The sequence below is a fragment of the Pseudomonas sp. Irchel s3f19 genome, from assembly GCF_900187555.1.
Taxonomy (GTDB): Bacteria; Pseudomonadota; Gammaproteobacteria; order Pseudomonadales; family Pseudomonadaceae; genus Aquipseudomonas; species Aquipseudomonas capeferrum.
Genome location: NZ_FYDW01000002.1, coordinates 182,137 through 207,992, shown reverse-complemented (window position 1 = coordinate 207,992; position 25,856 = coordinate 182,137). Strand labels below are relative to the sequence as shown.

The following is a 25,856-nucleotide window of genomic DNA, read 5'->3' as shown; positions in this document are numbered from 1 at the left end:
GGCCCTGTCGACGAGCCGAAGGCCGTGGGCGCAAGGCGTCACGGCGCTTCGGTAAAGGTTACTGCTGGTGTTCACCGCGCTCGCGGGCGATGGCCCGGTAGCCGATGTCGGTGCGGTAGAAGCTGCCGTCCCATTTGACCTGCTCTGCCAGGCGGTAGGCCTGCTGCTGAGCGGCTTCGACGGTCTCGCCCAGGGCGGTCGCGCAGAGCACACGGCCGCCGGCGGTCACCACCTGGCCATCTTTGAGGGTGGTGCCAGCGTGGAACACCTTGCCTTCGAGCTTGGCAGCCGCGTCCAGGCCGCTGATTGCGTCACCCTTGGCGTAGTCGCCCGGGTAGCCGCCGGCGGCCAGTACTACGCCCAGGCTCGGCCGTGGGTTCCACTGCGCTTCGACCTTGTCCAGCGCCTTGGCGAAAGCGGCCTCGATCAGCAGCACCAGGCTCGATTCCAGGCGCAGCATGACGGGCTGGGTTTCCGGGTCGCCGAAGCGGCAGTTGAACTCGATGACCTTGGGGTTGCCCGCTTTGTCGATCATCAGGCCCGCGTAGAGGAAGCCGGTGTAGACGTTGCCTTCCTCGGCCATACCGCGCACGGTCGGCCAGATGACCTGGTCCATCACGCGCTGGTGCACGTCGGCGGTGACGACCGGGGCAGGGGAGTAAGCGCCCATGCCGCCGGTGTTCGGGCCGGTGTCGGCGTCGCCGACGCGCTTGTGGTCCTGGCTGGTGGCCATTGGCAGCACGTTGTGGCCGTCGACCATGACGATGAAGCTGGCTTCCTCGCCGTCCAGGAACTCTTCGATCACCACACGCGAGCCAGCGTCGCCAAAGGCGTTGCCAGCCAGCATGTCACGCACGGCGTCTTCGGCTTCCTGCAGGGTCATGGCGACGATCACGCCTTTGCCCGCAGCCAGGCCGTCGGCCTTGATCACGATCGGCGCACCCTTTTCCTGCAGGTAGGCCAGGGCTGGCTCGATTTCGGTGAAGTTCTGGTAGTCGGCGGTCGGGATCTTGTGACGCGCCAGGAAATCCTTGGTGAAGGCCTTGGAGCCTTCCAGCTGGGCCGCGCCCTTGGTGGGGCCGAAGCAGTCCAGGCCACGGCTGCGGAACAGGTCGACCACACCGATGACCAGTGGCGCTTCCGGGCCGACGATGGTCAGGTCGACGTTCTTCTCGGCGAAGTCGGCCAGTTGCTCCAGGGCGCACACGTCGATGGCAACGTTCTCGCACTTGGCTTCAATGGCGGTGCCAGCGTTGCCTGGGGCAACGAAGACTTTCTCGACGCGTGGGTCCTGGGCAACTTTCCAGGCCAGGGCGTGCTCACGGCCGCCGCTGCCGATGATCAAAACTTTCATGTCAAAACCTCGAATTCTTTCGGGCGTAAGGCAAAGCCTCACGCTGTACGAGGTCGCAATGAAGCAGATGCCTGCTTCAGTGCGGCCGATTGCCGTAAATCAGTGGCGGAAGTGGCGCATACCGGTGAAGACCATGGCGATACCGGCTTCATCAGCGGCAGCAATCACCTCGGCATCGCGCATCGAGCCACCCGGCTGGATCACGGCGCTGATACCCACTTTTGCTGCATTGTCGATGCCGTCACGGAACGGGAAGAACGCATCCGATGCCATGACCGCGCCTTGTACCTGCAGGCCAGCATGCTCGGCCTTGATTGCAGCAATGCGGGCGGAGTTGACGCGGCTCATCTGGCCGGCGCCGACGCCGATGGTCTGGCGCTGCTTGGCGTAGACGATGGCGTTGGACTTGACGAACTTGGCCACTTTCCAGGCGAACACCAAGTCATGGACTTCTTGCTCGGTCGGTGCGCGTTTGGTGACGATCTTCAGGTCATCGGCGGTGATCATGCCGATATCGCGGCTCTGTACCAGCAAACCACCGTTGACCCGCTTGAAGTCCCAGCCGGCAGCACGCTCGGCAGGCCACTCGCCGCACTCCAGCAGGCGCACGTTCTGCTTGGCAGCCACCACGTCGCGGGCGGCCTGGGAAATTTTCGGGGCGATGATCACTTCGACGAACTGGCGCTCGACAATGGCCTTGGCGGTTTCGCCGTCCAGCTCGCGGTTGAAGGCGATGATGCCGCCAAACGCCGACTCGGTGTCGGTGGCGTAGGCCAGGTCATAGGCCTTGCGGATGCCGCCTTCTTCTTCCGGTACCACGGCCACGCCGCACGGGTTGGCGTGCTTGACGATGACGCAGGCCGGCTTGACGAAGCTCTTCACGCACTCCAGTGCGGCGTCGGTGTCGGCCACGTTGTTGAACGACAGCTCTTTGCCTTGCAGCTGGATGGCGGAGGAGATGCTCGCCTCACCCTTGCGCGCTTCGACATAGAACGCCGCGCTCTGGTGCGGGTTCTCGCCGTAGCGCATTTCCTGGGCCTTGACGAACTGGCTGTTGAAGGTGCGCGGGAATTCGCTGCGGTCGGACGTCGACAGGGTTTCTTTGGCCTGGTCGATGGTGCCCATGTAGTTGGCGATCATGCCGTCGTAGGCAGCAGTGTGCTCGAAGGCCTTGAGCATCAGGTCGAAGCGCTGGGCGTAGGTCAGGCCACCGGCTTTCAGGCCGTCGAGGACGCTGGCGTAGTCGCTGGCGTTGACCACGATGGCGACATCCTTGTGGTTCTTGGCGGCCGAGCGGACCATGGTCGGGCCACCGATGTCGATGTTCTCGATGGCGGTCGGCAGGTCGCAGCCTGGCTTGGAGATGGTCGCTTCGAAGGGGTACAGGTTGACGGCGACCAGGTCGATCGGCTTGATGCCGTGCTCGTTCATGATGGCGTCGTCGACGCCGCGACGGCCCAGAATGCCGCCGTGGATTTTCGGGTGCAGGGTCTTGACCCGGCCATCCATCATTTCGGCGAAGCCGGTGTAGTCGGCCACTTCCACCGCGTTCACGCCGTTATCCTTGAGCAGCTTGTAGGTGCCGCCGGTGGACAGGATCTCGACACCGAGCTGCTGCAGCTCACGGGCGAATTCGAGGATACCGGTCTTGTCGGAGACGCTGATCAGGGCGCGGCGGATCGGCAGGCGGGTAGTCTGGTCGGTCATTTCGGATTCCATAACGCGGTGGAGTCAGCAAAAAAGGCGTCCCTTTGCAGGAGCCGCCTTTTCTGATTGGGATTCTGGCTTACAACAAGTCGTACTGCTTGAGCTTCTTGCGCAGGGTGCCTCGGTTGAGCCCGAGCATCTCGCTGGCCTTGGTCTGGTTGCCCTTCACGTAGTTCATCACGCTTTCAAGCAGGGGCGCCTCGACTTCGGAGAGCACCAGGTTGTACACGTCCGTGACGGTCGCGCCTTCCAGGTGGGCGAAGTAGTTGTGCAGCGCCTTCTCGACGCTGTCGCGAAGGGTCTGGCCCTCTTCGCTCGGCGTGTTGAGGTGCTGTTTCAGGTTGGCGTTGTCGCTCACGGGCGTTGTTCCACTCACAAATGTCTCGGTCATCATCGTCATGCGGCCACCCCTTGTCCGTCCTCTGTCTCAAGGCTCTGTCGACGTTCACTGAAAAACGCGCGAACGTTGGCGCACTGCGCTTGTGTGTCTTCCAAAGCATTGAACCGGGAGCGAAACTCCTTGCCGCCGGGTCGTGTCGCCAGGTACCAGCCAACGTGCTTGCGGGCAATACGTACGCCCATCACATCGCCATAGAAGGCATGCAGCGCGGCCAGGTGCTCCAGCAGGATGCGTTCCACTTCGTCCAGCTGCGGGGCTGGCAAGTGTTCGCCAGTACGCAGGTAATGCTCGATCTCGCGAAAGATCCATGGCCGCCCCTGGGCGGCGCGGCCGATCAACAGGCCATCGACGCCAGTGGCGTCCAGTACCGCCCGGGCCTTTTCTGGCGAAGTGATATCGCCGTTGGCAAATACCGGGATAGACACCGCCTGCTTGATGGCAGCGATGGTGTCGTATTCTGCTTCGCCTGTGTACAGGTCGGCGCGTGTGCGGCCATGCACCGCCAGCGCCTGGATACCGGCCTGCTCGGCGATCTTCGCCACATTCAGGCCGTTCTTGTTCGCCCGATCCCAGCCAGTGCGGATCTTCAGCGTCACCGGGACGTCCACGGCGCCTACCACGGCGTGGAGAATCTCGCTGACCAAGGCTTCATCTCTCAATAAAGCAGAGCCTGCAGCTTTGTTGCAGACTTTTTTTGCCGGGCAGCCCATGTTGATATCGATGATCTGGGCACCCGCTTGTACGTTGGCCTTTGCCGCCGCCGCCATCATCTGTGCGTCACCACCGGCGATCTGTACCGAGCGTGGCTCGGGATCACCTTCGTGGATGCGGCGCAGGCTCGACTTGCGGCTGTTCCACAGGTTCATGTCGCTGGACACCATCTCCGATACCACCATGCCTGCGCCAAGGCGCTTGCAAAGTGTTCGGAAAGGCTGGTCCGTGACCCCGGCCATGGGGGCGAGGATCAGGTTGTTGCGCAGTGTGTATGGGCCGATGCGTACCGCCGACATAGGTGATCCCTGTTGTGGGGCCGAATCTTGGAGTTCGAAAAAGGGTGGGCATGATACCCGCTCTCGGTGACCGGATAAAGATGGATTTGGATAAAATCTGAACAGTTGTCGGCTTATGACTTTGAGCTTCAAGCCGCAAGCCGCAAGCGGCAAGACAAAAGCGGGCGCGGTCTGGGCCTCTTGTCTTGTAGCTTGCGGCTAGCCGCTTGTCGCTTATTCCGGCGAGCGGAAGCTGAGGCTGTAGTTCACGGCCTTGGGGCCCGGGTCGAGGATGTCCAGGGCGATGTGGATCGGGGTCTGGCTGGGCATTTCGCCACGCCCGGCCAGTTCGCCGGAGAGGTACTCGCTCGGTTTGAAGCGCCGGCTGGCGATCAATTGGCCATTGAGGTCGGCGAAGCGCAGCTCCAGCAGCGGGAACGGCTGGGCGAAGGGCGCGCGGTTGTAGATGATCGCATCGACGATCAGCGCACCCTTGAAGTCCGGATGGCTGCGCACCACCAGGTTGCTGCTCTTGATGCGGGCGATGTCGACGCGGGTCGGCACCTTGCAGCCCAATACCGGGCACAACTGCTGGAAGATCGGCCGGTACTGGTCTTGGCGGGCCATTTCGTCGAAGTGGAACCAGACGTACTGGAACGCCAGCAGGCCGGCGGCCAGCAGCGTCAGGCAGCCCCACAGCAGGCGCTTGCCCCAGTTCGGCTGGGGTTTTTCCCAGCCCAGTTGCAGCGGGTCGTCGACCACGTCGACCAGCGGCTCCTTGCGCGGTGCACGCTCGGGTCTGCTGGACAGGCCTGGCTCCAGGCGTTCGCCGGGCAGCGGCGCGTCAGGGTCGTCGTGATGGGCCGACAGGTGCAGGTCCAGTTCGTCGTCGTCGCGGGCGCTCAGGCCCTTTTCCGGGGCGGCATCATCGCTGGCGGCGAAGTGCTCGCTGACGAACGCATGGTGCTCGTCGGCCTCGATGTCCCGGCGTACAGGCGGCTCATCGTCGATGTCCAGGTCCAGATGGCCGCCCAGGGTAGGTTCGGTGCGATCGCCCGGGGCCGGCTCCAGGTCCAGAGGTTCCTGTTCCAGCAGCACCGGTGCAGGCGCGGGCGCCTGCTGCGGCTCGAAGCGGTCGTCGGTGGCGTTGCCGAACAGGGTGTCGGCATGCGCGTCTGGCTGATGCTCGTCACGGCGGGCCTGCAAGCCGTTGTCCGGCTTGACCGGGCGAGCGGCGGCAGGGTCGCCGCGACGTTCAAGGCGGGCAAGCTCCTGGTCCAGGTCCAGTTCATCCAGGGCCTGGGCGGTGAGCGCCCAGTCTTCCTCGATGGCCGCTGGGCGCTCGCTGATGGGCGGATCGGGCGTAACCGCAGGCGCGGCAACCGGGTCGGCAGGCGCGGCCGGTGCTGGCGGCACCACGGGGGTGCTGGCGGCATCGGTACGGTTCTGCTCCAGCAGTTGCTTTGCGGCGTTGAACACCTGCAGGCAATGGCCGCAACGCACCACCCCGCGCGCCACACTCAACTGGTGATGGGTGACGCGAAAGCTGGTCTGGCAATGCGGGCACTGGGTGACGAAACTGTCGGTCATGCGGCGATCCGGGGTTGTACAAAGGTTATTCTAGGCCCGCTTAACGGCGGCGACCACTGATGCGCACCCAACCATCGCGTACGGCGATCGGGTCCAGCTCGAAGTCGGCGGCGTAGGCAGCGGCCACTTCCTCGCCTTGTTCGGCAAGGATGCCCGACAGTGCCAGCAGGCCGCCAGGGCGAACCAGGCCAGACAACTGTGGCGCCAGCGAGACCAGCGGACCGGCCAGGATGTTGGCGACCAGTACGTCGGCTTGCATGGCCGGCATGTGCTCGGGCAGGTACAGGGGGAACTGTGCGTCAGCGATGCCGTTGCGCCCGGCGTTGTCGCGCGAGGCTTCCAGCGCCTGCACGTCGATGTCGGTGCCGACCGCTTCGCGGGCGCCCAGCAGCAGCGCCGCGATGGCCAGAATCCCCGACCCGCAGCCGAAGTCCAGCACGTGGGTGCCTTCGAGTTGCTGGCCGTCGAGCCATTCCAGGCACAGGGCGGTGGTCGGGTGCGTGCCGGTGCCAAACGCCAGGCCCGGGTCGAGCAGCAGGTTGACTGCGTCCTTCTCCGGGGCTTCGTGCCAGCTTGGCACGATCCACAAGCGGCGGCCGAAGCGCATCGGCTGGAAGTTGTCCATCCAGCTGCGCTCCCAGTCCTGGTCTTCGATCACTTCGGCCTGGTGCTCGGGCAGCTCGGCGCCGGTCAGCAGGCGGACGTGGGCGAACACCTGCTCGGGTTCGGCATCGGCCTCGAACAGGGCCAGCAAATGGGTGTGCGACCACAGGGGCGTGGTGTTGAGGTCGGGTTCGAAGATCGGTTGGTCTTCTGCGTCCACGAACGTGACCGAGACGGCGCCGACTTCAAGCAGCGCGTCTTCGTAGGTTTCGGCTTGTTCCGGGCTGATGGCCAGGCGTACTTGCAGCCAGGGCATGGCGGGCACCTTTGGTAAATCGACAGGGGCAGCCCGAGGCTGCGCGAAGGCTGGCAGTTTACGCGAGTGCGCAGGGTTTGTAGAGAAGACCAGGCGCGGACCCTGTAGGAGCGGCCTTGTGTCGCGAAAGGGCCGCAGAGCGGCCCCGGCGATGGCAGAGCAAGTACAAGACAGTTGCCCCCACAGTTATCGTGGTGCCTAGACGAAACAGAGCGAAAGCGACTCAGCTATATAGGCAGGCTTGTCTTCATTCTCGATTTCCAACGTTGCAATCGCCTTAAGCAACCATTGCCCCGGCTTCTTCTCCACCACTTCAGCCAGGTCCACCTTCAGCCGCACCTTGCTGTTGACCTTGACCGGCTGGATGAACCGTACGCTGTCCAACCCATAGTTCACCACCATCTTCAGCCCTTGCGGCAGGACCAGGATGTCCTCCATCAATGTCGGGATCAGCGACAACGTCAGAAAACCATGGGCAATGGTGCCGCCAAAGGGTGTTTTCGCCGCCTTTTCCGGGTCGACATGTATGAACTGGAAATCGCCTGTGGCCTCGGCAAACAGGTTGATGCGCTGCTGGTCGATCGTCAGCCATTCGGAACGTCCGAGTTCCTTGCCAACGTACTGCGAAAGCTCTGTAACCGGTACATAAGGCATCGCGACTCTCCAGGTTGTCATTTGGTACGAAAGTGCAAGATCAGCACGGCGAACCGTTTCAGTCAAGTTATGCGTTTTTCGGCGAATATCGGCTTATAGCTGCGGCGTGCTTATAATGGCCGCCATGCCCGAGGGAGATGCTTATGCTGTTGCGTGGTTTGACCTGGCTGGTGTTGTTCCAGCTGCTGGGTACGGCGATCAATCACCTGTTTGTGCCGTTTTTACCAGGGCCGATCATCGGCTTGCTGTTGCTGCTGGCCTTTCTGATGGCCCGGGGTGAGGTGGGCAAGCCGCTCAACGAGGCTGCCGGCAGCCTGCTGCGTTACCTGCCTCTGTTGCTGGTGCCTCCGGCGGTGGGGGTGATGGTGTATGCCAAGGATATTGCTGCCGACTTTTGGGCGATTGCCGGTGCGTTGTTCATTTCGTGCCTGCTGACCTTGGTATTCGTCGGCGTGCTGATGCAAAAGCTCATCCATCGCCAGGGCAAGCGCGAGGAGCAGCCATGATGTTCGACTGGCAAGGCGCGCTCGACGCAGTCATCCACCACCCCTTGTTTGGTATCGGCATTACCCTCGGGGCTTACCAGGTGGTGCTCGCGGCGTACGAGAAGACCCGCTGGATCTTCCTGCAGCCGGTGCTGGTTTCGATGCTGCTGGTGATCGGGGTGCTGCTCGTGTGTGGCATCGACTACAGCGAGTACCGCAAAAGCACCGAGATCATGAACACGCTACTGGGGCCTGCCACCGTGGCTCTGGCTGTGCCGCTCTATCTCAACCTGCGGCGGATCCGCCAACTGTTCTGGCCGACATTTACTACGCTGGTAGTCGGGGGCCTGTTCGCCACCGTCTGCTGCCTGCTGCTGGGCTGGTGGTTCGGTGCCGAGCACATGATCCTGATGACCATGGCGCCAAAATCGGTGACTTCGCCGATCGCCATGCTGGTGGCTGAGCAGATCGGCGGCGTGGCCGCACTGGCTGCGGTGTTCGTGTTGATCACCGGTGTGATTGGCGCAATCTTCGGCCCAGCGCTGCTGACCCGGCTGGGTGTGCACAGCCCCGAAGCGCGTGGCATGTCGCTGGGCGTTACCGCGCACGCGGTGGGCACTTCGGTAGCCTTGCAGGAAAGTGACGAATGCGGCGCTTTTGCCGCGCTGGCGATGAGCCTGATGGGGGTGGCCACGGCGGTGTTCCTGCCGCTGGCGGTCAGCCTGGTGGCTTGAGGAGTTGTGATGACGCTACCGCTGTTTCCCCTCAATACCGTGCTGTTTCCCGGCTGTTTTCTCGATTTGCAGATTTTCGAGGCGCGTTACCTGGACATGATCAGCCGCTGCATGAAGCAGGGGGCGGGCTTTGGTGTGGTGTGCATCCTTGAAGGCGAGCAGGTCGGCAAGGCGCCGCCGGTGGTGGCTTCGATTGGCTGCGAAGCGATGATCCGCGACTTCGTGCAGCAGGATAACGGCCTGCTGGGGATCCGCGTCGAAGGGGTGCGGCGTTTCAGCCTGGAGCAGACCGAGGTGCAGAAGGACCAGTTGCTGGTGGGCCAGGTGCAATGGCTGCCGGAGTTGGCGGACAGCCCGGTGGGCGAGCCGGACGAAGACCTGCTGGCGTTGCTGGTTGCCTTGGGCGAACACCCGATGGTCGAGGCGCTGGACATGCCGCGACCGGTGGACGGGCGGCAGGCGTTGGCCAATCAGTTGGCGTACCTGCTGCCGTTCATGGAAGAGGACAAGCTCGATCTGCTGGCGATCGATTCGCCGCAGTTGCGCCTGGAAGAGATCCAGCGGCTGCTGGAGCGCATCCAGGGCGAGTTGTTTGCCTGATGCTGCGGTGTTTAGTCGGCCTCAGTACTGATAGCGCAGCAGCGCCTGCGGCAATGCATGCATGGCAAAGAACGCCAGCAACGCAATGCACGCCGGCAGCACCAGCCACCACACCCGCAGCGGCAGGGCGGTAAGCGGTTGGCGGTACTGCGACAAGGTCAGGCTCAACGCACAGACGCAGCACGCCAGCAGGGCGCCGGCCAGAATGTCGGTCGGCCAGTGCGCCCCCAGGTATACCCGCGACAAGGCAATCGCCAGGGCCGGGATGCACCCCAGCATCACCCAGGTCAGGCGCATCCGCGGCGGTTGGCCGCGCCCGGCGAGCACCGCCATCACCAGAAAGAACGCGAACGACGCCGAGCTGTGGCCGCTGGGCATGCTGTAGCTCGTCAGCGGGTCGGTCAGCACCTCGGGGCGCGCGCGGGCGAACAGCCATTTCAGCGTGCCGTTGGCTAGCGCCGTCCCCATCAAGGCGCCGCCGGCAAACAGGGCGTGGCGCCATTGCCGGGCGAGCAGCAGCAGGCCGGTCAGCAGCCCGCCGAGAAAGAACTGGGTGCGAAAATCGCCTAGTCGGGTCACCAGCACCACAACGCCGTCGACGGCCTGGCTGCGGTGCTCCTGCACCAGTGTCATCACGCCCTGGTCGAATTCGTGCAGGTACGGCCAGCCGAGGAATACCCCGGCCAGGGCTGCGAAGCTCATGCCGGCGATCAGTCGTGTTCCATGGCGCTGGTCACGAATGCTGGTGGTCAGGCTGAGGCCGATGATGACTGCCAGGGTGCCGGCGATGATGCCGGCATCCAGCCAGAAGCCTTCCGGTAGCGGTAGACGCATGGCCGCGCCGGTGGCCCAGCCTGGCAGCAGGTAGGCGACCGACCAACCGGCGCCGGCCACCAGGCTGACGGCGATGAAGCGCGGCAGCGGCATATCGAACATGCCGGCGACCATCGGCAGCATGGGCCGCAGCGGCCCGATGAAGCGCCCCACCAGCAGGCTGGCGATGCCATAGCGCTGGAAGTAGGCCTCGGCGCTGCCGATCCATTCCGGGTGATGGCGCAGCAGCGGCAGACGCCGGATGTTCTGATGGAAATACTTGCCCACGGTGTATGACAGCGCATCGCCCAGCAAACCGCCGAGAAAACCCAGCAGCAGGGTTTCGCCCAGGCTGAAGGTACCGCTGCCGGCCAGCACGGCGACCGCGAACAGCAGCACCGTGCCAGGCACGATGATGCCGGCAATGGCCAGGCATTCAATGCAGGCCACCAGGAAAATCGCCAGGCCAAGCCACTGTGGGTTGGCGCTTAGCCAGCCGGTCAGGCTGTCGAGCCATTGGCCCATGTGTCAGCTTCCTTGTTCGAGTATGAAGAAGTCTTGGCCTTCGACTTGGCCACGACGCAACGGGTTCCGCGTACAGACGCGGGCGTATTCGGCGTCGACGAAGCGGTACGGCAGGTGTTCGTCGCGCCCGTCTGGGATGCCCAGGCGGGCGGCCTGGATCACTCGCGGTACGGCGATGCCGCAATCGTCGACGTAGAACCGCTCGGGGTCGAACCGTTGGGCGTCCCAGTGCGGCACTTTCAAGCCCAGTGCGCGGCACAGCAGGGTCTGGCCGGCGCAAAGGCGCTCGGCCGGGCGCAGGTTGCCGCCGGCATCGGGGTTGTTCAACTGCATCTGCGCCAGGCTGTTGGGGCCTGAGGTCGCATCCTGCCAAGGGTAGGCGGATTTGATCAGCACGGCGTTGCCCGGGCCTTGGGCGCTGAAGTTCAGTGAGTCGCCACCGCGGGCGTAGTACATATAGATGTGCCCGCCGTCGAGGAACAGCGCCTTGCGTTTTTCGGTGTAGCCGAGCGAAGCATGGCTGCCTTTGTCGGTAAGGTAGTACGCCTCGGTCTCGATGATGCGTGCCGCCAGCCACAGGTCGCCTTGGCGATGGCGGATGACCTTGCCCAGCAGGGCCTTGGCCAGAGTTTGGGCGTCACGGTCGAAAAAGCTGTCGGGCAGGGCTGGCATGCTGGCAGTTCGTCGGTGGAAAGGCGGGGATAATAGCAATGAATGGCTTAATCGAGGCTGAACCAGTGCCCTGATTCATTGGTATCGATATGTTTCGCCAGGGTGATGTTTGCCTTGGGAGGGGCGGCGCTCGACCTCACAGGCACCGAAAATACCAAGCCGAGAACAGCCATTTTCTACCATCCGCCAGCCGCCGCTGGGCGTACACCTGCGCGCCAGTTATAATCAGCCGATTTCCCCTTCGCCAAGACACCGAACCCATGACTGAGTCCGTTCTTGACTACATGACCCGTTTGGGTCGCGCTGCTCGCCAGGCTTCCCGGGTGATCGGCCGTGCCAGCACCGCGCAGAAGAACCGCGCCTTGCAAGCGGCCGCCGACGCTTTGGACGCCGCACGCGCCGAGCTGACCGCCGCCAACGAGCTGGACCTGGCCGCCGGCCGCGGCAATGGCCTGGAGCCAGCGCTGCTCGACCGCCTGGCGCTGACCCCGGCGCGTATCGACGGCATGATCACCGGCCTGCGCCAGGTGGCCAGCCTGCCGGACCCGGTCGGTGCCATCCGCGATATGAGCTACCGCCCATCGGGTATTCAGGTCGGCAAGATGCGCGCTCCGCTGGGGGTGATCGGGATCATCTACGAATCACGCCCGAACGTGACCATCGACGCTGCCAGCCTGTGCCTTAAATCCGGCAACGCGACCATCCTGCGTGGCGGCTCCGAAGCGATCCACTCCAACCGTGCCATCGCCACCTGCATTCAGCGTGGCCTGGCCGAGGCCGGCCTGCCGGCAGCAGTGGTGCAGGTGGTCGAGACCACCGACCGCGAAGCCGTGGGCGCGCTGATCAGCATGCCCGAGTTCGTCGATGTCATCGTGCCGCGCGGCGGCCGTGGCCTGATCGAGCGTATCAGCCGCGATGCGCGGGTGCCGGTGATCAAGCACCTGGACGGCATCTGCCATGTCTACGTCAGCGAGCACGCCGACCTGGACAAGGCCTGGCGCGTCGCCTTCAACGCCAAGACCTACCGCTACGGCATCTGTGGCGCCATGGAAACCCTGCTGGTCGACCAGCGCGTAGCCGAACGGTTCCTGCCGGAAATGGCTCGCCGTTTCCAGGAAAAAGGCGTCGAACTGCGTGGCTGCGAGCGCACGCGTGCGTTCATCGACGCCAAGCCGGCCAGCGAAGACGACTGGCACACCGAGTACCTGGATGCGATCCTGTCGATTCGTGTGGTCGATGACCTGGACCAGGCCATCGAGCACATCAACCACTATGGCTCGCACCACACCGATTCGATCATCACCGAGCACCAGGGCCAGGCCCGCCAGTTCATGGCCGAGGTCGACTCGGCGTCGGTGATGCTCAATACCCCGACCTGCTTTGCCGACGGTTTCGAGTACGGCCTGGGTGCGGAGATCGGTATTTCCACCGACAAGCTGCATGCCCGCGGCCCGGTCGGCCTGGAAGGGCTGACCTGCGAGAAGTACGTGGTGATCGGCGACGGCCAGCTGCGCGGCCAGGAGTCCTGCTGAGTTGAGCAAGGCCCAGGCAGTCCGGCGCATCGGCATTCTAGGCGGCACCTTCGACCCCGTGCACATCGGCCACTTGCGCAGCGCGCTGGAAGTGGCCGAGCTCATGGCGTTGGACGAGTTGCGCCTGCTGCCCAACGCCCGGCCGCCGCACCGCGACACGCCGCAAGTGGCCGCGCAGGATCGCCTGGCGATGGTGCAAAGTGCCGTGCAGGGTGTCGAGCGCCTGAGTGTCGACGCCCGCGAGCTCGCGCGCGACAAGCCGTCGTACACCATCGACACACTGGAGTCGATCCGCGCCGAGCTGGGCACGCACGACCAGTTGTTCCTGGTGCTGGGCTGGGATGCCTTTTGTGGTTTGCCAGGCTGGCACCGCTGGGAAGAACTGCTGCAACACTGTCACATCCTGGTGCTGCAACGCCCGGATGCCGACGTAGAACCCCCTGACGAGCTGCGCAACCTGCTGGCTGCGCGCTCCGAGAGCGATCCCACCGCCATGTCCGGCCCGGCGGGAAATATTTCGTTCGTCTGGCAGACCCCGCTTGCGGTGTCGGCTACACAGATCCGACAGCTGCTGGCCAGCGGCAAGTCGGTGAGGTTCCTGGTGCCGGACGCCGTACTGGCCTACATCGAGGCGCACGAACTGTATCGTGTGCCTAACTGACGGTGCTCCGGCACCTCATCCAACAAGTTGAACGAGTTTTATATGAACAAGCAGAAAATTCACGGCGAAGATCTGGTCAAACTGACCATTAGCGCGCTGGAAGACGTCAAGGCCCAGGACATCCAGGTCATCGACGTGCGCGAAAAGCACAGCCTGACCGACTACATGATCATTGCCACCGGTACCTCCAACCGCCAGATCAACGCGATGCTGGAAAAGGTCCGTGAAGCGGTCAAGAAACAAGGCGCGCAGCCGCTGGGCGAAGAAGGCAAGGGCGACAGCGACTGGGTGCTGCTGGACCTGAATGACGTCATCGTGCACATGATGACCGCCGCTGCCCGTCAGTTCTACGACCTGGAGCGTTTGTGGGCCGGTGCCGAGCAGAGCCGTGCTGTTGATGCCAAGCATCACAGCCCGGAAAACGTCAGCGCCTACTTCGATGACAAGATCAAAGACCGGGAATAAGGAAGCGTCGTGCGTCTGCGCCTGATCGCGGTCGGCTCGCGCATGCCCAAGTGGGTCGAGGACGGTTGGCATGAATATGCCAAGCGCCTGCCCCCGGAGCTGTCGCTCGAGCTGGTGGAAATCCCGCTGAATACCCGTGGCAAGAATGCCGACGTCGCTCGCCTGATCCGTCAGGAGGGCGAGGCCATGCTGAGCAAGGTGCAGCCTGGGGAACGCATCGTTACCCTCGAGGTCCATGGCAAGCCCTGGAGCACCGAGCAACTGGCGACCGAGCTGGACCGCTGGCGCCTGGATGCGCGCACGGTGAATTTGATGGTTGGCGGCCCGGAAGGGCTGGCGCCTGAGGTCTGCGCGCGCGCCGAGCAACGCTGGTCGCTGTCGCCGCTGACGTTGCCGCACCCGTTGGTAAGGATACTCATCGGCGAGCAGATCTACCGCGCCTGGACCGTGTTGTCCGGGCATCCTTACCACAAATGAGCCTGTAAGCAGTCCGATGTCGCAGCCGATCCGTCTCAAGGACCACGAGAAAGACGCCCGCCTGGTGCGTAACCGCGTCGTGGTCGGCGCGGTGGCGATCATGCTGCTTATCTGCGTCTTGATCGCGCGGCTGTATTACCTGCAGATCATCCAGTACGACTACCACTCGACGCTGTCGGAGAACAACCGGGTGCATGTGCAGCCGATCCCGCCGACCCGCGGGCTGATCTTCGACCGAAACGGGGTGATCATCGCCGATAACCGGCCCAGCTTCAGCCTGTCCATGACCCGAGAACGCGCAGGGGACTGGCAGGTGGTGCTGGACAACATCGTCGAAGTGCTGGAGCTGACAGCGGACGACCGCGCCCTCTTCGAAAAACGCATGCGCCAAGGCCGCCGGCCGTTCGAGCCGGTGCCCATCCTGTTCGAGCTCAACGAAGAGCAGATTGCCCGTGTGGCAGTGAACCAGTTCCGCCTGCCGGGCGTGGAAGTGGTCGCGCAGTTGGTGCGGCACTATCCGCAGGGTGCACACTTCGCGCACTCGGTGGGGTATGTCGGGCGCATCAACGAGAAAGAGCTGAAAACCCTGGACCCGGTGAATTACAGCGGCACGCACCATATCGGCAAGACCGGTATCGAGCGCTTCTACGAAGATGCCCTGCACGGCCAGGTCGGTTACGAAGAAGTCGAGACCAACGCCCGCGGCCGGGTGCTGCGGGTGCTCAAGCGTACCGACCCGAAGCCGGGCAAGGACATCGTCCTGAGCCTGGACATCAAGCTGCAGGAAGCCGCCGAAGCGGCCCTGGGCGGCCGGCGCGGCGCGGTAGTTGCGCTCGATCCGCGCACGGGTGAGGTGCTGGCAATGGTCAGCCAGCCGAGCTTCGACCCCAACCTGTTCGTCACCGGCATCAGCTTCAAGGCCTATGCCGAACTGCGTGATTCGATCGACCGGCCGCTGTTCAACCGCGTGTTGCGCGGGCTGTACCCGCCCGGCTCGACCATCAAGCCGGCGGTGGCCATCGCCGGCCTGGACAGTGGCGTTGTCAATGCCGGCAGCCGGGTGTTCGACCCAGGCTATTACCAGTTGCCCAATTACGATCACAAGTACCGTAACTGGAACCGCTCTGGCGATGGCTGGGTCGACCTGGATACCGCGATCATGCGCTCCAACGACACCTACTTCTACGACCTTGCCCACAAGATGGGCATCGACCGCCTGTCCACCTACATGAACAAGTTCGGCATTGGCCAGAAAGTGTCCCTCGACATGTTCGAAGAGTCCTCCGGGCTCATGCCGTCGCGTGAATGGAAGCGCGCCACCCGTCGCCAGGCCTGGTTCCCCGGTGAAACCCTGATTCTCGGTATCGGCCAGGGCTACATGCAGGCCACGCCGCTGCAGCTTGCCCAGGCCACCGCGTTGATCGCCAACAAAGGCGTGTGGAACCGCCCGCACCTGGCCAAGACCATCGAAGGCCAGCCACCGGTGGACGACAACCCCATGGAAAACATCATCCTGCGGGACAAGTCCGACTGGGCCAAGGTTACCCATGGCATGGAGCAGGTGATGCATGGCGCACGGGGTACCGCGCGCAAGGCTGCGGTTGGCGCCCAGTACCGTATCGCCGGCAAGAGCGGTACCGCCCAGGTGGTGGCGATCAAGCAAGGCGAAAAATACGACCGCAACAAACTTCAGGAACGCCACCGCGACCACGCCTTGTTCGTCGCCTTTGCACCGGCCGATGACCCGAAGATCGTGATTTCGGTGATGGTCGAGAACGGCGAGTCAGGCTCTGGCGTCGCCGCACCGGTGGTGCGCCAGATCATGGACGCCTGGTTGCTCGACGAGCACGGCCGGCTCAAGACCGAGTTCGCTCCCGCCACCGTTACCCAGGAATCGGCCCTGTGATGAACAATTTCGATCGCATGCTCTCCAGCGAGGATGTGATGCGTCGGCGCGCCAGTTTTCTGCAGCGCATTCATATCGACGGACCGTTGCTGGTCATTTTGCTGGCCCTCGCGGCCGGCAGCCTGTTCGTGCTCTATTCGGCCAGTGGCAAGAACTGGGACCTGCTGCTCAAGCAGGCCACCTCGTTCGGCATCGGCCTGGTGTCGATGTTCGTCATCGCCCAGCTGGAGCCGCGTTTCATGGCGCGCTGGGTGCCGTTGGCCTACCTGACGGGGGTGCTGTTGCTGGTGGTCGTGGACGTCATGGGCCACAACGCAATGGGCGCGACGCGCTGGATCAACATCCCGGGGGTGATCCGCTTCCAGCCCTCGGAGTTCATGAAGATCATCATGCCGGCGACCATCGCCTGGTACCTGTCCAAGCGCACCTTGCCGCCGCACCTCAAGCATGTGGCGATCAGCCTGGTGCTGATCGGCGTGCCGTTCATTCTGATCGTCCGCCAGCCTGACCTGGGCACGGCGCTGCTGATTCTCGCCTCCGGTGCCTTCGTGCTGTTCATGGGGGGGCTGCGCTGGCGCTGGATCGTCAGCGTGGTGGCCGCCGCAGTGCCAGTGGCGGTGGCCATGTGGTTCTTCGTCATGCACGACTACCAGAAGCAGCGCGTGCTGACCTTCCTCGACCCGGAAAGCGACCCGCTGGGCACCGGCTGGAACATCATCCAGTCCAAGGCCGCGATCGGCTCGGGCGGCGTCTTTGGCAAGGGCTGGCTGCTGGGCACCCAGTCGCACTTGGACTTTTTGCCCGAGAGCCACACCGACTTCATCATTGCGGTGCTGGGTGAGGAGTTCGGCCTGGTCGGCATCTGCCTGCTGCTGATCGTCTACCTGCTGCTGATCGGCCGCGGGCTGATGATCACGGCCCAGGCGCAGACCCTGTTCGGCAAGCTGCTGGCGGGCAGCCTGACGATGACTTTCTTTGTATACGTGTTCGTCAATATCGGTATGGTCAGCGGCCTTCTGCCCGTGGTGGGCGTGCCGCTGCCCTTCATCAGCTATGGCGGAACTTCGTTGGTGACGCTGCTGTCAGCGTTTGGCGTTCTGATGTCGATCCATACGCACCGCAAATGGATCGCACAGGTTTGAATAAGGTGAAGAATTTAATGCAAGCAGTGCGTAACTGGGCTGCCCGTTGTACGCCGTGGATCGGTGCGGTGGGCCTGTTCGGCGCTGTCCAGCTGGCCCATGCGGGCGACTACGATGGCTCGCCCCAGGTGGCCGAGTTCGTTGGCGAAATGGCCCGTGACTATGGCTTTGCCAGTGAGCAGCTGACCGGCGTGTTCCGCGAAGTGCAGCGTAAGCAGTCGATCCTCGATGCCATCTCGCGGCCGGCCGAACGGGTCAAGCCGTGGAAGGACTACCGGCCGATGTTCATCACCGACGCGCGCATCGCCCGCGGTGTGGACTTCTGGCGCCAGCACGAAGCGGTGCTGGCCCGTGCCGAGCAGGAATACGGGGTGCCGGCGCAAGTCATCGTCTCGATCATCGGCGTAGAGACCTTCTTTGGCCGCAATACCGGCAATTACCGGGTGATCGACGCCCTGTCGACGCTGGGCTTCTACTACCCGCCGCGGGCCGAATTCTTCCGCAAGGAGTTGCGCGAGTTCCTGCTGCTGGCCCGCGAAGAGCAGCTTGACCCGCTCACGCTCAAGGGGTCCTACGCCGGTGCCATGGGCCTGCCGCAGTTCATGCCGAGCAGTTTCCGCAACTATGCCGTGGACTTCGACGGCGATGGTCACATCAATATCTGGAACAACCCGGACGATGCCATCGGCAGTGTCGCCAGCTACTTCAAGCGCCATGGCTGGGTGGCCGGCGAGGGCGTGGTCAGTCGTGCCATGGTGCAGGGCGAGCGGGCCGACGAAGGCCTGACCACCGGTATCGAGCCGGTGAAGACGGTCGGGGAGTTGCGGGCGCTGGGCTGGTCAAGTCATGATGCGCTGCGCGATGATCTGCCGGTTACCGCCTTCCGCCTGGAGGGCGAAAACGGCCCCGAGTACTGGATGGGCCTGAAGAACTTCTACGCGATCACTCGCTACAACCGCAGCGTGATGTATGCCATGGCGGTGCATCAGCTTTCGGAACAGCTGGTCCAAGCACGGGGCGTCAAGTAATGCGCGCAATCATCTCTACCAACGCTTTCAAGCTGCTGACCTGCCTCGCCGTCGGCGTGGTCCTGGCCAGCTGTTCTTCCAGCCGCCCGACCCCGCAAAGCAGCGGTAACACCGTGCGCACGCAGCCCGGGCTGGACATCAACCGTGCCCACAAGGACGGTGCGCCGTGGTGGGACGTGGATGTGAACAAGATCCCCGACGCCACGCCGACGGTGCACACCGGCAACTACAAGGCCAACCCGTACACGGTGCTGGGCAAGACCTACTACCCGATGCAGGAATCGCGCAACTACCGCGCCGAGGGTACCGCGTCGTGGTATGGCACCAAGTTCCACGGGCAGAACACCGCCAACGGCGAGCTCTATGACCTGTACGGCATGAGCGCCGCGCACAAGACCTTGCCGCTGCCGGCCTACGTGCGGGTGACCAACCTGGCCAACGGCCGCAGCGTGGTCCTGCGGGTCAACGACCGTGGCCCGTTCTATTCCGACCGCATCATCGACTTGTCGTACGCGGCGGCGAAAAAGCTCGGCTACGCCGAAATCGGCACCGCGCATGTACGCGTCGAAGGCATCGACCCGCAACAATGGTGGGCCCAGCGTGGCCAACAGCCACCGTTGGTGCTGAAGGAGCCTCAGGTCGCGCAGACCCAGTCGATCCCGGCCAGCACCGGCCGCGTCGAGCAGTGGACCCCGCCACCGCAGCAGCACGCGGCGCCTGTCGTGCCCGTGCAAGTGGGCGGCAACAATGTGCCGGCGGGCAACGGCGGCAGCTTCCTGCAGGTGGGCGCCTTCGCCAACCCGGACGCCGCCGAGTTGCTGCGTTCGAAGCTGAGCACCATGGTCAGCGCACCGGTGTTCATCAGCTCTATCGTGCGTAACCAGCAGACGCTGCACCGCGTGCGTCTGGGGCCGATCGGCAGCCAAGGTGAGATCCAGCAGGCGCAAGACAGCATTCGCCTGGCGAACTTGGGGCAGGCCAAGCTGGTCACAGCTGACTGACCGAGTCGGCTTCTTCGCGGGTAAACCCAAGCGGTTTACCCGCGAAGCGCGCTACACCAAACTGTCGGTTTTGTCATGAATTGCCGGGCGCGCGCATGTACAATGGCCGTTTTTGCCCGCAGCGACATAAAGCCGCACTTCGTGGGCACGGCCCAAGGCCTTAAAACTAGACTGACTGGCGCTGGGTACACGACGTGGCCCAGGGAACATCTCAGACCATTAGCGATTTTCGAGAGACGGATGAACATCACCAACCTTGCCAAACGACTTTGCCTGCCCGTACTGCTGATGATCACGCCTGCTGCTTTCGCGGCAGAGCAGATGATGCCGGCACCACCGCAACTGGCAGCCAAGTCCTACGTACTCATGGACGCGTCCAGCGGCAACGTGCTGGTCGAGAACAACGGTGACGAGCGCCTGCCACCGGCCAGCCTGACCAAGCTGATGACCGCCTACATCGCCACCCTGGACATTCGCCGTGGCCAGATCGGTGAAAACGATCCGGTTACCGTCAGCGAAAACGCCTGGCGTACCGGCGGTTCGCGCATGTTCATCAAGGTCGGCAGCCAGGTCACGGTCAGCGACCTGCTGCACGGCATCATCATCCAGTCGGGTAACGATGCTTCGGTCGCCCTGGCCGAGCACATCGCCGGCAGCGAAGACGCCTTCGCCGACATGATGAACAAGACAGCCGCCGACCTCGGCATGTCCAACAGCCACTTCATGAACCCGACCGGCCTGCCGAACACGGAGCACTACTCCTCGGCGCATGACATGGCCCTGCTGGCGCGTGCGATCATCGACGTCGACCCGGCCCACTATGCGATCTACTCGCAGAAAGAGTTCTTCTGGAACAACATCAAGCAGCCCAACCGCAACCTGCTGCTGTGGCGCGACAAGACCGTCGATGGCCTGAAGACCGGCCACACCGACGAAGCCGGTTACTGCATGGTGGCTTCGGCCGTACGTGACGGCCAGCGCCTGATCGCCGTGGTGTTCGGCACCAACAGCGAGCAGTCCCGTGCCGCCGAAACCCAGAAGCTGCTGACCTACGGCTTCCGCTTCTTCGAAACCCAGACCTTCTACCAGAAGGGCACCGAGCTGACCCAGGCCCCGGTCTGGAAGGGCGCCACCAGCCAAGTCAAGGCGGGCCTGGCCAACGACCTGACCATGACTATGCCTAAAGGCCAATTGAAGCGCTTGCAAGCTTCGATGACCATGAACCCGCAGCTCACCGCGCCGATCGCCAAAGGTGACGTGATCGGCAAAGTGGAAGTCAAACTGGACGAGAACGTGGTTCACAGCGCCGACCTGATCGCCCTCGATGGCGTCGAGGAAGGTGGTTTCTTCCGCCGTATGTGGGATAGCATCCGTCTATTCTTCTACGGGTTGTTCAACTGATAACGTGACCTGCCACGCTCCCGCTGTGCATGCGGGAGCGTTGTTGTTGCCACGGCTTACGAGGCCGTTTCCGCCATGAGCGAACCTGACGTCAAGTCGCACAAGATCGAATTCCCCTGCGCTGATTACCCGATCAAGGTGATCGGTGACACCGTGGTCAATTTCAAGGACACGGTCATCGAGATCTTGAAGAAATATGCTGAAGTCGACATGCAGACCTTGGCCGAGCGCCAGAGCAAGGAAGGCAAGTACACCACGGTGCAACTGCACATCGTTGCCACCAGCGAGGATCAGTTGCACGATATCAATAGCGCCCTGCGTGCTACCGGCATCGTGAAAATGGTGCTCTGATGTCCGCCTGTCTCGGTTTTCGCGATCTCGGCCTGCAGCCCTATGAACCGGTGCTGGAAGCCATGCGTCGCTTTACCGAGCAGCGTGGGCCCGACAGCCAGGACGAAATCTGGCTGGTCGAACACCCTTCGGTCTTTACCCAGGGCCAGGCTGGCAAGGCCGAGCACCTGCTGATCCCGGGCGATATCCCGGTGGTGCAGACCGACCGCGGTGGCCAGGTGACCTATCACGGCCCCGGGCAGTTGGTGGCTTACCTGCTGCTGGATGTACGGCGGCTGGGGTTTGGTGTACGTGAGCTGGTCAGCCGCATCGAGCAGGCGCTGATCGACCTGCTTGCCAGTTACGATGTCCAGGCCGCGGCCAAGCCCGACGCCCCGGGTGTCTATGTCGATGGAGCGAAGATCGCCTCCCTCGGCCTGCGAATCCGCAACGGCCGTTCTTTCCACGGCCTTGCCCTGAACGTGGACATGGACCTTGCGCCATTCCGCCGAATCAACCCCTGCGGCTATGCGGGGCTGGCCATGACCCAGCTACGCGATCAGGCAGGCCCGATCGAACTCAACGAGGTCAGGACAAGGCTGCGCGGACAGCTGGTCAAGCACCTCGACTACGCTGAGCAGACGACCCTCACGGGCGGAATCGACTGAATATGACAACTGTGCAAGAAGCCGTGCCGAACCTGATACCTACCCTGGATGCCACCCCGCGCACTGCGCCGAAGAAGGTGGAAGCTGGGGTCAAACTGCGTGGCGCCGACAAGGTGGCGCGCATCCCGGTGAAGATCATCCCCACCGATGAGCTGCCGAAGAAACCCGACTGGATCCGTGTGCGCATCCCGGTTTCGCCCGAGGTAGACCGCATCAAGCAACTGCTGCGCAAGCACAAGCTGCACAGCGTCTGCGAAGAGGCCTCCTGCCCGAACCTGGGCGAGTGCTTCTCTGGCGGTACCGCGACCTTCATGATCATGGGTGACATCTGCACCCGTCGTTGCCCATTCTGCGACGTTGGCCACGGCCGACCGAAGGCACTGGACGTCGATGAGCCGAAAAACCTCGCGGTCGCCATCGCCGACCTGCGCCTGAAGTACGTGGTGATCACCTCGGTAGACCGCGACGACCTGCGTGACGGTGGTGCCCAGCACTTCGCCGACTGCATTCGCGAGATCCGCGCCTTGTCGCCGGGCGTGCAGCTGGAAACTTTGGTCCCGGACTACCGTGGTCGTATGGATGTCGCCCTGCAGATCACCGCGCAAGAGCCGCCGGATGTGTTCAACCACAACCTGGAAACCGTACCGCGCCTTTACAAGGCAGCGCGCCCCGGTTCGGACTACGATTGGTCGCTGGACCTGCTGCAGAAGTTCAAGCAGATGGTGCCGCACGTGCCGACCAAATCGGGCCTGATGCTCGGCCTGGGTGAGACCGACGAAGAAGTCATCGAAGTGATGCAGCGCATGCGCGAGCATGAGATCGACATGCTGACCCTCGGCCAGTACCTGCAGCCGTCGCGCAGCCACTTGCCGGTGCAGCGTTTCGTGCACCCCGACACCTTCGCCTGGTTCGCCGAGGAAGGCTACAAGATGGGCTTCAAGAACGTCGCCTCCGGCCCGCTGGTGCGTTCTTCGTACCATGCCGACCAGCAGGCTCACGAAGCCAAGATCAAGCTCTGAGCCTGGTCTGAGCCACACATGCCGATGCGCGCCGAAAGGCGGCATCGGCATTTTTGTTTAGGCTTTTTTCCTACTGTGTTGGAAAGCCTTGCGTATTTAGATTTGGGCGGCCCTATACCTGCAAGGAGTTGCACGATGTACTGCACTGAACGCACCGAGTCACGCCTACCTGTTGCACTGCCAGGCAATGCCTGCTTTGCCATCGTCGCCCCGGCCGGTCCGGCACGGCTGGATGCGCAAAAGGCCAGCCAATGGTTTGCCGGGCGTGGCTACCGTTGCCGTATCTACCCGGGGGTGGAAGAGGCCCAGGGTTACCTCGCAGGTACCGATCAGCAAAGGCTGCAGGACCTTCACGATGCCTTCGCCGATCCAGCCATCGATGCGATTGTGTGCATGCGCGGGGGGTACGGCAGCATGCGTTTGCTCGATAGGCTCGATTTTGAGCTCATTCGGCGTAATCCCAAGCCGCTGATCGGCTACAGCGACATCACCGCGCTGCACACGGCCATCTACCGCAAGACCGGGTTGATTACCTTCCATGGGGCGATGCTCAATGCCGACCTGCTAGGTGCCAAGCAGCAACCGACCGAGTCGTCGCTGGTGGCCCAGTTGATGGGGCAGGTAGGGGCGGGGGATGCGATCGCTCATCCGGCAGACTTTGCCCTGAGCTGCGTAGTGCCGGGTGTTGCCAGCGGGCGTTTGTTGGGCGGCAACCTGTCGATGCTGGGTGCGACCCTGGGCACTGTGGCCCAGATCGATACGCAGGGCTGCATCTTGTTCATCGAAGACGTCAACGAGCCGCTGTTTCGCGTGGACCGTTTGCTGACCCAGTTACGCCTGGCGGGCAAGCTTGCAGGGGTGAAGGGGGTGCTGGTGGGGGATTTCGCCGGTATTACCGTGGCGGCTATGACGCCGTTGCTGCAGGACATTTTCGGGCCGCTGGGTGTGCCTGTGCTGGCCGGGTGGCGCAGTGGGCATTGTGACCCGAATGTGTGCTTGCCGCTGGGAGCCGAGGTGGTGCTGGACAGCGAGAAGATGAGCCTGGTGTTGCAGCAGGATCTGTTCAGGGCTTGATGGGGCTGCGGCGCAGCCCCAACTGCCTCAACGCTGACGCAAGCTCTCAAGCAGCTTGTGCGTCGGATACCCATCCGCCGGCCAACCCAACCCCTGCTGGGCGGTGCGAATGGCCTTGCGGGTATTGGCGCCAATGATGCCGTCGGCATTGCCCGCGTCATGCCCGCTGGCATTGAGCAGGTGCTGCAGCTCCATGCGTTCGCTGCGGCTCAGGGGCAGGTCCTCTTTCGGCCAGCTGCCGGCAATGAATCCCCAGCCTGAGAACCGATCACCCAACAGGCTCACTGCCAGGGCATAGGACGATGAGTTGTTGTACTTGAGGATCGCGCGGAAGTTGTCCAGTACCAGGAACGCCGGGCCGCGAGCGCCCGCAGGCAGCAGCAGGGCGGCGGACAGCTGATTGCTGTTGGCGGGCAGTTGGGTGCCGGCTGGCAGTGTCACGCCCAGTTGCAGCCACTCGCTCACCGGCTTGCGCAGCGAACCATCGGCCAGCCAGAAGTCGAAACCTGCCGGCACCTGCACTTCAAAGCCCCAGGGTTGGCCACGCTTCCAGCCGGAGCTTTGCAGGTAGTGCGCGGTCGAGGCCAGGGCGTCCGGGGTGCTGTTCCAGATGTCCCGGCGGCCATCGCCGTCGAAATCCACCGCATGGGTGTTGTAGGTGGTCGGAATGAACTGGGTCTGGCCCATTGCACCGGCCCACGAACCGCGCATGGCCTCCGGCTGGATGTCACCGTTCTGCAGGATCTGCAGGGCGGCAATCAGTTGGTCCTGGGCGAACTGCGGGCGGCGGCCTTCGTAGGCCAGGGTCGCCAGCGAGCGAATGACCGACTTGCTGCCCTGGAACTGGCCGAAGTTGCTTTCCATGCCCCAGACCGAAACCAGCACCTGGCGATCCACGCCATAGCGCTGTTCGAGGCGGGTCAGCAGCTCTGCATTCTGCTCCAGCAGTTTCTTGCCGTTGCGCACACGCAGTGGCGACAGGGCGCCTTCAAGGTACTCCCACACCGGCCGGCTGAACTCAGGCTGGCTGCGGTCGGCCTTGATCACGTCCAGGTCGGGGGTAACACCGAGGAATGCACGGTCGAAGGTGTTGGGCGAAATACCGGCCTGCAGCGCTTGTTGGCGGAAGCCAGCCTGCCATTGCGCGAAGGTTTGCAGGGGTTGGATCTCAGTGCTGGCGTCGGGCGTTGCACCGGGCAGGTTCACCACTGGAGCGGGCTGGGCAGGGGCCAGCGGCAAGGCATCGGCGGCGGTGGGCTTTTCCGCACAGGCGACGAGCAGGATGAAGCTGGAGGCCGCGATCAGCTGACGGGATTTCCAACGGGGGAGAAGACTGAAGAGCATGCACAGATCCAGAATTTCAGGTCAGGTGCCGACCATACCATGCCTGCGCTTTCGATGCTTTCATGCGGCCAAAAAGTAAGAAGCCTCCCAATCTCTCGATTGGAAGGCTTCGCGGCGGTAGCTGCCTTTGCCCTTGTCTGGTTGTTCCTGGCGGCAGCGGAACAGGGGCTGGGCGACGATCGACTTGGCCTTGTTGGGGCCGTGCTTTTTCGGCTTTTTGCTCATGGTGCAGGTTCCCGATGGGTGGCTTTCGGGGCGCACTGTAGGCCCCAGGGCTACTACGGGCCAATTGATTGTGTTTATGGGTGGCAGTACCCGACGCTCGTAGGGGCGGCCTTGCGTCGCGAAAGGCGCGCGCAGCGCGCC

At 63.4% G+C, this 25,856-nt stretch carries 27 protein-coding genes; 16 read left to right on the top strand and 11 right to left on the bottom strand.

Annotation, left to right across the window (positions count from 1 at the left end):
- Positions 1-58: 58 nt before the first annotated feature.
- The 7 genes from purD to CKW22_RS04855 form a co-directional block, all read right to left on the bottom strand.
- Positions 59-1,354 carry a phosphoribosylamine--glycine ligase gene (gene purD / locus CKW22_RS04885; protein WP_033701736.1) on the bottom strand — a complete coding sequence of 432 codons (1,296 nt, stop codon included), beginning with the start codon at positions 1,352-1,354 and terminating at the stop codon, positions 59-61.
- A 99-nt stretch (positions 1,355-1,453) separates the two neighbouring features.
- Entirely contained in the window at positions 1,454-3,061 is a 1,608-nt protein-coding gene (gene purH / locus CKW22_RS04880; protein WP_033701735.1) for a bifunctional phosphoribosylaminoimidazolecarboxamide formyltransferase/IMP cyclohydrolase, read from the bottom strand.
- Positions 3,062-3,140: 79 nt separating this feature from the next.
- Positions 3,141-3,461 (bottom strand): DNA-binding transcriptional regulator Fis, encoded by a 321-nt coding sequence (gene fis / locus CKW22_RS04875; RefSeq protein WP_012274390.1) that lies wholly within the window; start codon positions 3,459-3,461, stop codon positions 3,141-3,143.
- Positions 3,458-4,471, bottom strand: a complete 1,014-nt coding sequence (gene dusB, locus CKW22_RS04870) for a tRNA dihydrouridine synthase DusB (protein WP_033701734.1) — start codon at positions 4,469-4,471, stop codon at positions 3,458-3,460. Before dusB ends, fis begins: the two co-directional genes overlap by 4 nt.
- Positions 4,472-4,684: 213 nt before the next feature.
- A complete protein-coding gene (locus CKW22_RS04865; protein WP_095063863.1) occupies positions 4,685-6,040 on the bottom strand; it encodes a DUF3426 domain-containing protein in 1,356 nt (451 codons plus the stop codon).
- Positions 6,041-6,080: 40 nt separating this feature from the next.
- Entirely contained in the window at positions 6,081-6,959 is an 879-nt protein-coding gene (gene prmA, locus CKW22_RS04860; protein ID WP_033701732.1) for a 50S ribosomal protein L11 methyltransferase, read from the bottom strand.
- A gap of 198 nt (positions 6,960-7,157) precedes the next feature.
- Positions 7,158-7,613 (bottom strand): MaoC family dehydratase, encoded by a 456-nt coding sequence (locus CKW22_RS04855; protein WP_033701730.1) that lies wholly within the window; start codon positions 7,611-7,613, stop codon positions 7,158-7,160.
- 143 nt (positions 7,614-7,756) lie between these two features.
- Between CKW22_RS04855 and CKW22_RS04850 the strand changes: the two genes are divergently transcribed.
- From CKW22_RS04850 to CKW22_RS04840, 3 genes are read left to right on the top strand one after another with little or no spacing between them, the layout of a single operon-like run.
- Positions 7,757-8,119: a CidA/LrgA family protein gene (locus CKW22_RS04850; RefSeq protein ID WP_033701729.1), complete on the top strand. Its 363-nt coding sequence runs from the start codon at positions 7,757-7,759 to the stop codon at positions 8,117-8,119.
- On the top strand, positions 8,116-8,832 hold the full coding sequence (locus CKW22_RS04845; protein ID WP_033701728.1) for an LrgB family protein: 717 nt from the start codon (positions 8,116-8,118) through the stop codon (positions 8,830-8,832). The genes CKW22_RS04850 and CKW22_RS04845 overlap by 4 nt, the downstream gene beginning before the upstream one ends.
- A 9-nt stretch (positions 8,833-8,841) precedes the next feature.
- Complete coding sequence (locus tag CKW22_RS04840; RefSeq protein WP_033701727.1) at positions 8,842-9,432, top strand: LON peptidase substrate-binding domain-containing protein; 591 nt, start codon at positions 8,842-8,844, stop codon at positions 9,430-9,432.
- A 21-nt stretch (positions 9,433-9,453) separates the two neighbouring features.
- Here the strand turns inward: CKW22_RS04840 and CKW22_RS04835 are convergent, their stop codons facing one another.
- Positions 9,454-10,770 carry a bifunctional DedA family/phosphatase PAP2 family protein gene (locus CKW22_RS04835; protein ID WP_095063862.1) on the bottom strand — a complete coding sequence of 439 codons (1,317 nt, stop codon included), beginning with the start codon at positions 10,768-10,770 and terminating at the stop codon, positions 9,454-9,456.
- A 3-nt stretch (positions 10,771-10,773) separates the two neighbouring features.
- Positions 10,774-11,442 carry a DNA-3-methyladenine glycosylase gene (locus CKW22_RS04830; RefSeq protein ID WP_095063861.1) on the bottom strand — a complete coding sequence of 223 codons (669 nt, stop codon included), beginning with the start codon at positions 11,440-11,442 and terminating at the stop codon, positions 10,774-10,776.
- 260 nt (positions 11,443-11,702) lie between these two features.
- Between CKW22_RS04830 and CKW22_RS04825 the strand changes: the two genes are divergently transcribed.
- The 13 genes from CKW22_RS04825 to CKW22_RS04765 all read left to right on the top strand — a co-directional run bounded on the left by CKW22_RS04825 (position 11,703) and on the right by CKW22_RS04765 (position 24,146).
- Positions 11,703-12,974, top strand: coding sequence for a glutamate-5-semialdehyde dehydrogenase (locus tag CKW22_RS04825; RefSeq protein WP_033701724.1), 1,272 nt, complete (start codon positions 11,703-11,705; stop codon positions 12,972-12,974).
- A 1-nt stretch (position 12,975) separates the two neighbouring features.
- Positions 12,976-13,635 (top strand): nicotinate-nucleotide adenylyltransferase, encoded by a 660-nt coding sequence (nadD, locus tag CKW22_RS04820; RefSeq protein WP_033701723.1) that lies wholly within the window; start codon positions 12,976-12,978, stop codon positions 13,633-13,635.
- Between the two features lie 42 nt (positions 13,636-13,677).
- A complete protein-coding gene (gene rsfS, locus CKW22_RS04815; RefSeq protein ID WP_033701722.1) occupies positions 13,678-14,100 on the top strand; it encodes a ribosome silencing factor in 423 nt (140 codons plus the stop codon).
- A gap of 9 nt (positions 14,101-14,109) precedes the next feature.
- Complete coding sequence (gene rlmH / locus CKW22_RS04810; protein ID WP_023382530.1) at positions 14,110-14,577, top strand: 23S rRNA (pseudouridine(1915)-N(3))-methyltransferase RlmH; 468 nt, start codon at positions 14,110-14,112, stop codon at positions 14,575-14,577.
- Positions 14,578-14,593: 16 nt separating this feature from the next.
- Positions 14,594-16,483 (top strand): penicillin-binding protein 2, encoded by a 1,890-nt coding sequence (gene mrdA, locus CKW22_RS04805; RefSeq protein WP_033701721.1) that lies wholly within the window; start codon positions 14,594-14,596, stop codon positions 16,481-16,483.
- Between the two features lie 38 nt (positions 16,484-16,521).
- Positions 16,522-17,625, top strand: coding sequence for a rod shape-determining protein RodA (gene rodA, locus CKW22_RS04800; protein WP_050506153.1), 1,104 nt, complete (start codon positions 16,522-16,524; stop codon positions 17,623-17,625).
- Between the two features lie 17 nt (positions 17,626-17,642).
- Positions 17,643-18,653, top strand: a complete 1,011-nt coding sequence (gene mltB, locus CKW22_RS04795) for a lytic murein transglycosylase B (protein WP_095063860.1) — start codon at positions 17,643-17,645, stop codon at positions 18,651-18,653.
- The gene (locus tag CKW22_RS04790) at positions 18,653-19,654 is read left to right on the top strand and encodes a septal ring lytic transglycosylase RlpA family protein (protein ID WP_095063859.1); all 1,002 of its coding nucleotides are present in this window, start codon (positions 18,653-18,655) and stop codon (positions 19,652-19,654) included. Before mltB ends, CKW22_RS04790 begins: the two co-directional genes overlap by 1 nt.
- A 240-nt stretch (positions 19,655-19,894) precedes the next feature.
- Positions 19,895-21,055, top strand: a complete 1,161-nt coding sequence (locus tag CKW22_RS04785; RefSeq protein WP_033701717.1) for a D-alanyl-D-alanine carboxypeptidase family protein — start codon at positions 19,895-19,897, stop codon at positions 21,053-21,055.
- Between the two features lie 75 nt (positions 21,056-21,130).
- On the top strand, positions 21,131-21,406 hold the full coding sequence (locus tag CKW22_RS04780) for a DUF493 domain-containing protein (RefSeq protein WP_033701716.1): 276 nt from the start codon (positions 21,131-21,133) through the stop codon (positions 21,404-21,406).
- Positions 21,406-22,053 carry a lipoyl(octanoyl) transferase LipB gene (gene lipB, locus CKW22_RS04775; protein WP_033701715.1) on the top strand — a complete coding sequence of 216 codons (648 nt, stop codon included), beginning with the start codon at positions 21,406-21,408 and terminating at the stop codon, positions 22,051-22,053. Before CKW22_RS04780 ends, lipB begins: the two co-directional genes overlap by 1 nt.
- Before the next feature lie 2 nt (positions 22,054-22,055).
- Positions 22,056-23,072, top strand: a complete 1,017-nt coding sequence (gene lipA, locus CKW22_RS04770) for a lipoyl synthase (RefSeq protein ID WP_033701714.1) — start codon at positions 22,056-22,058, stop codon at positions 23,070-23,072.
- Positions 23,073-23,207: 135 nt separating this feature from the next.
- Positions 23,208-24,146: an LD-carboxypeptidase gene (locus CKW22_RS04765; RefSeq protein WP_033701713.1), complete on the top strand. Its 939-nt coding sequence runs from the start codon at positions 23,208-23,210 to the stop codon at positions 24,144-24,146.
- Between the two features lie 27 nt (positions 24,147-24,173).
- Here CKW22_RS04765 and CKW22_RS04760 read toward each other — a convergent pair whose 3' ends face one another.
- Positions 24,174-25,490: a lytic murein transglycosylase gene (locus tag CKW22_RS04760; RefSeq protein ID WP_033701712.1), complete on the bottom strand. Its 1,317-nt coding sequence runs from the start codon at positions 25,488-25,490 to the stop codon at positions 24,174-24,176.
- A 60-nt stretch (positions 25,491-25,550) separates the two neighbouring features.
- Positions 25,551-25,715 carry an alternative ribosome rescue factor ArfA gene (gene arfA, locus CKW22_RS04755; protein WP_016501800.1) on the bottom strand — a complete coding sequence of 55 codons (165 nt, stop codon included), beginning with the start codon at positions 25,713-25,715 and terminating at the stop codon, positions 25,551-25,553.
- Positions 25,716-25,856: the final 141 nt, after the last annotated feature.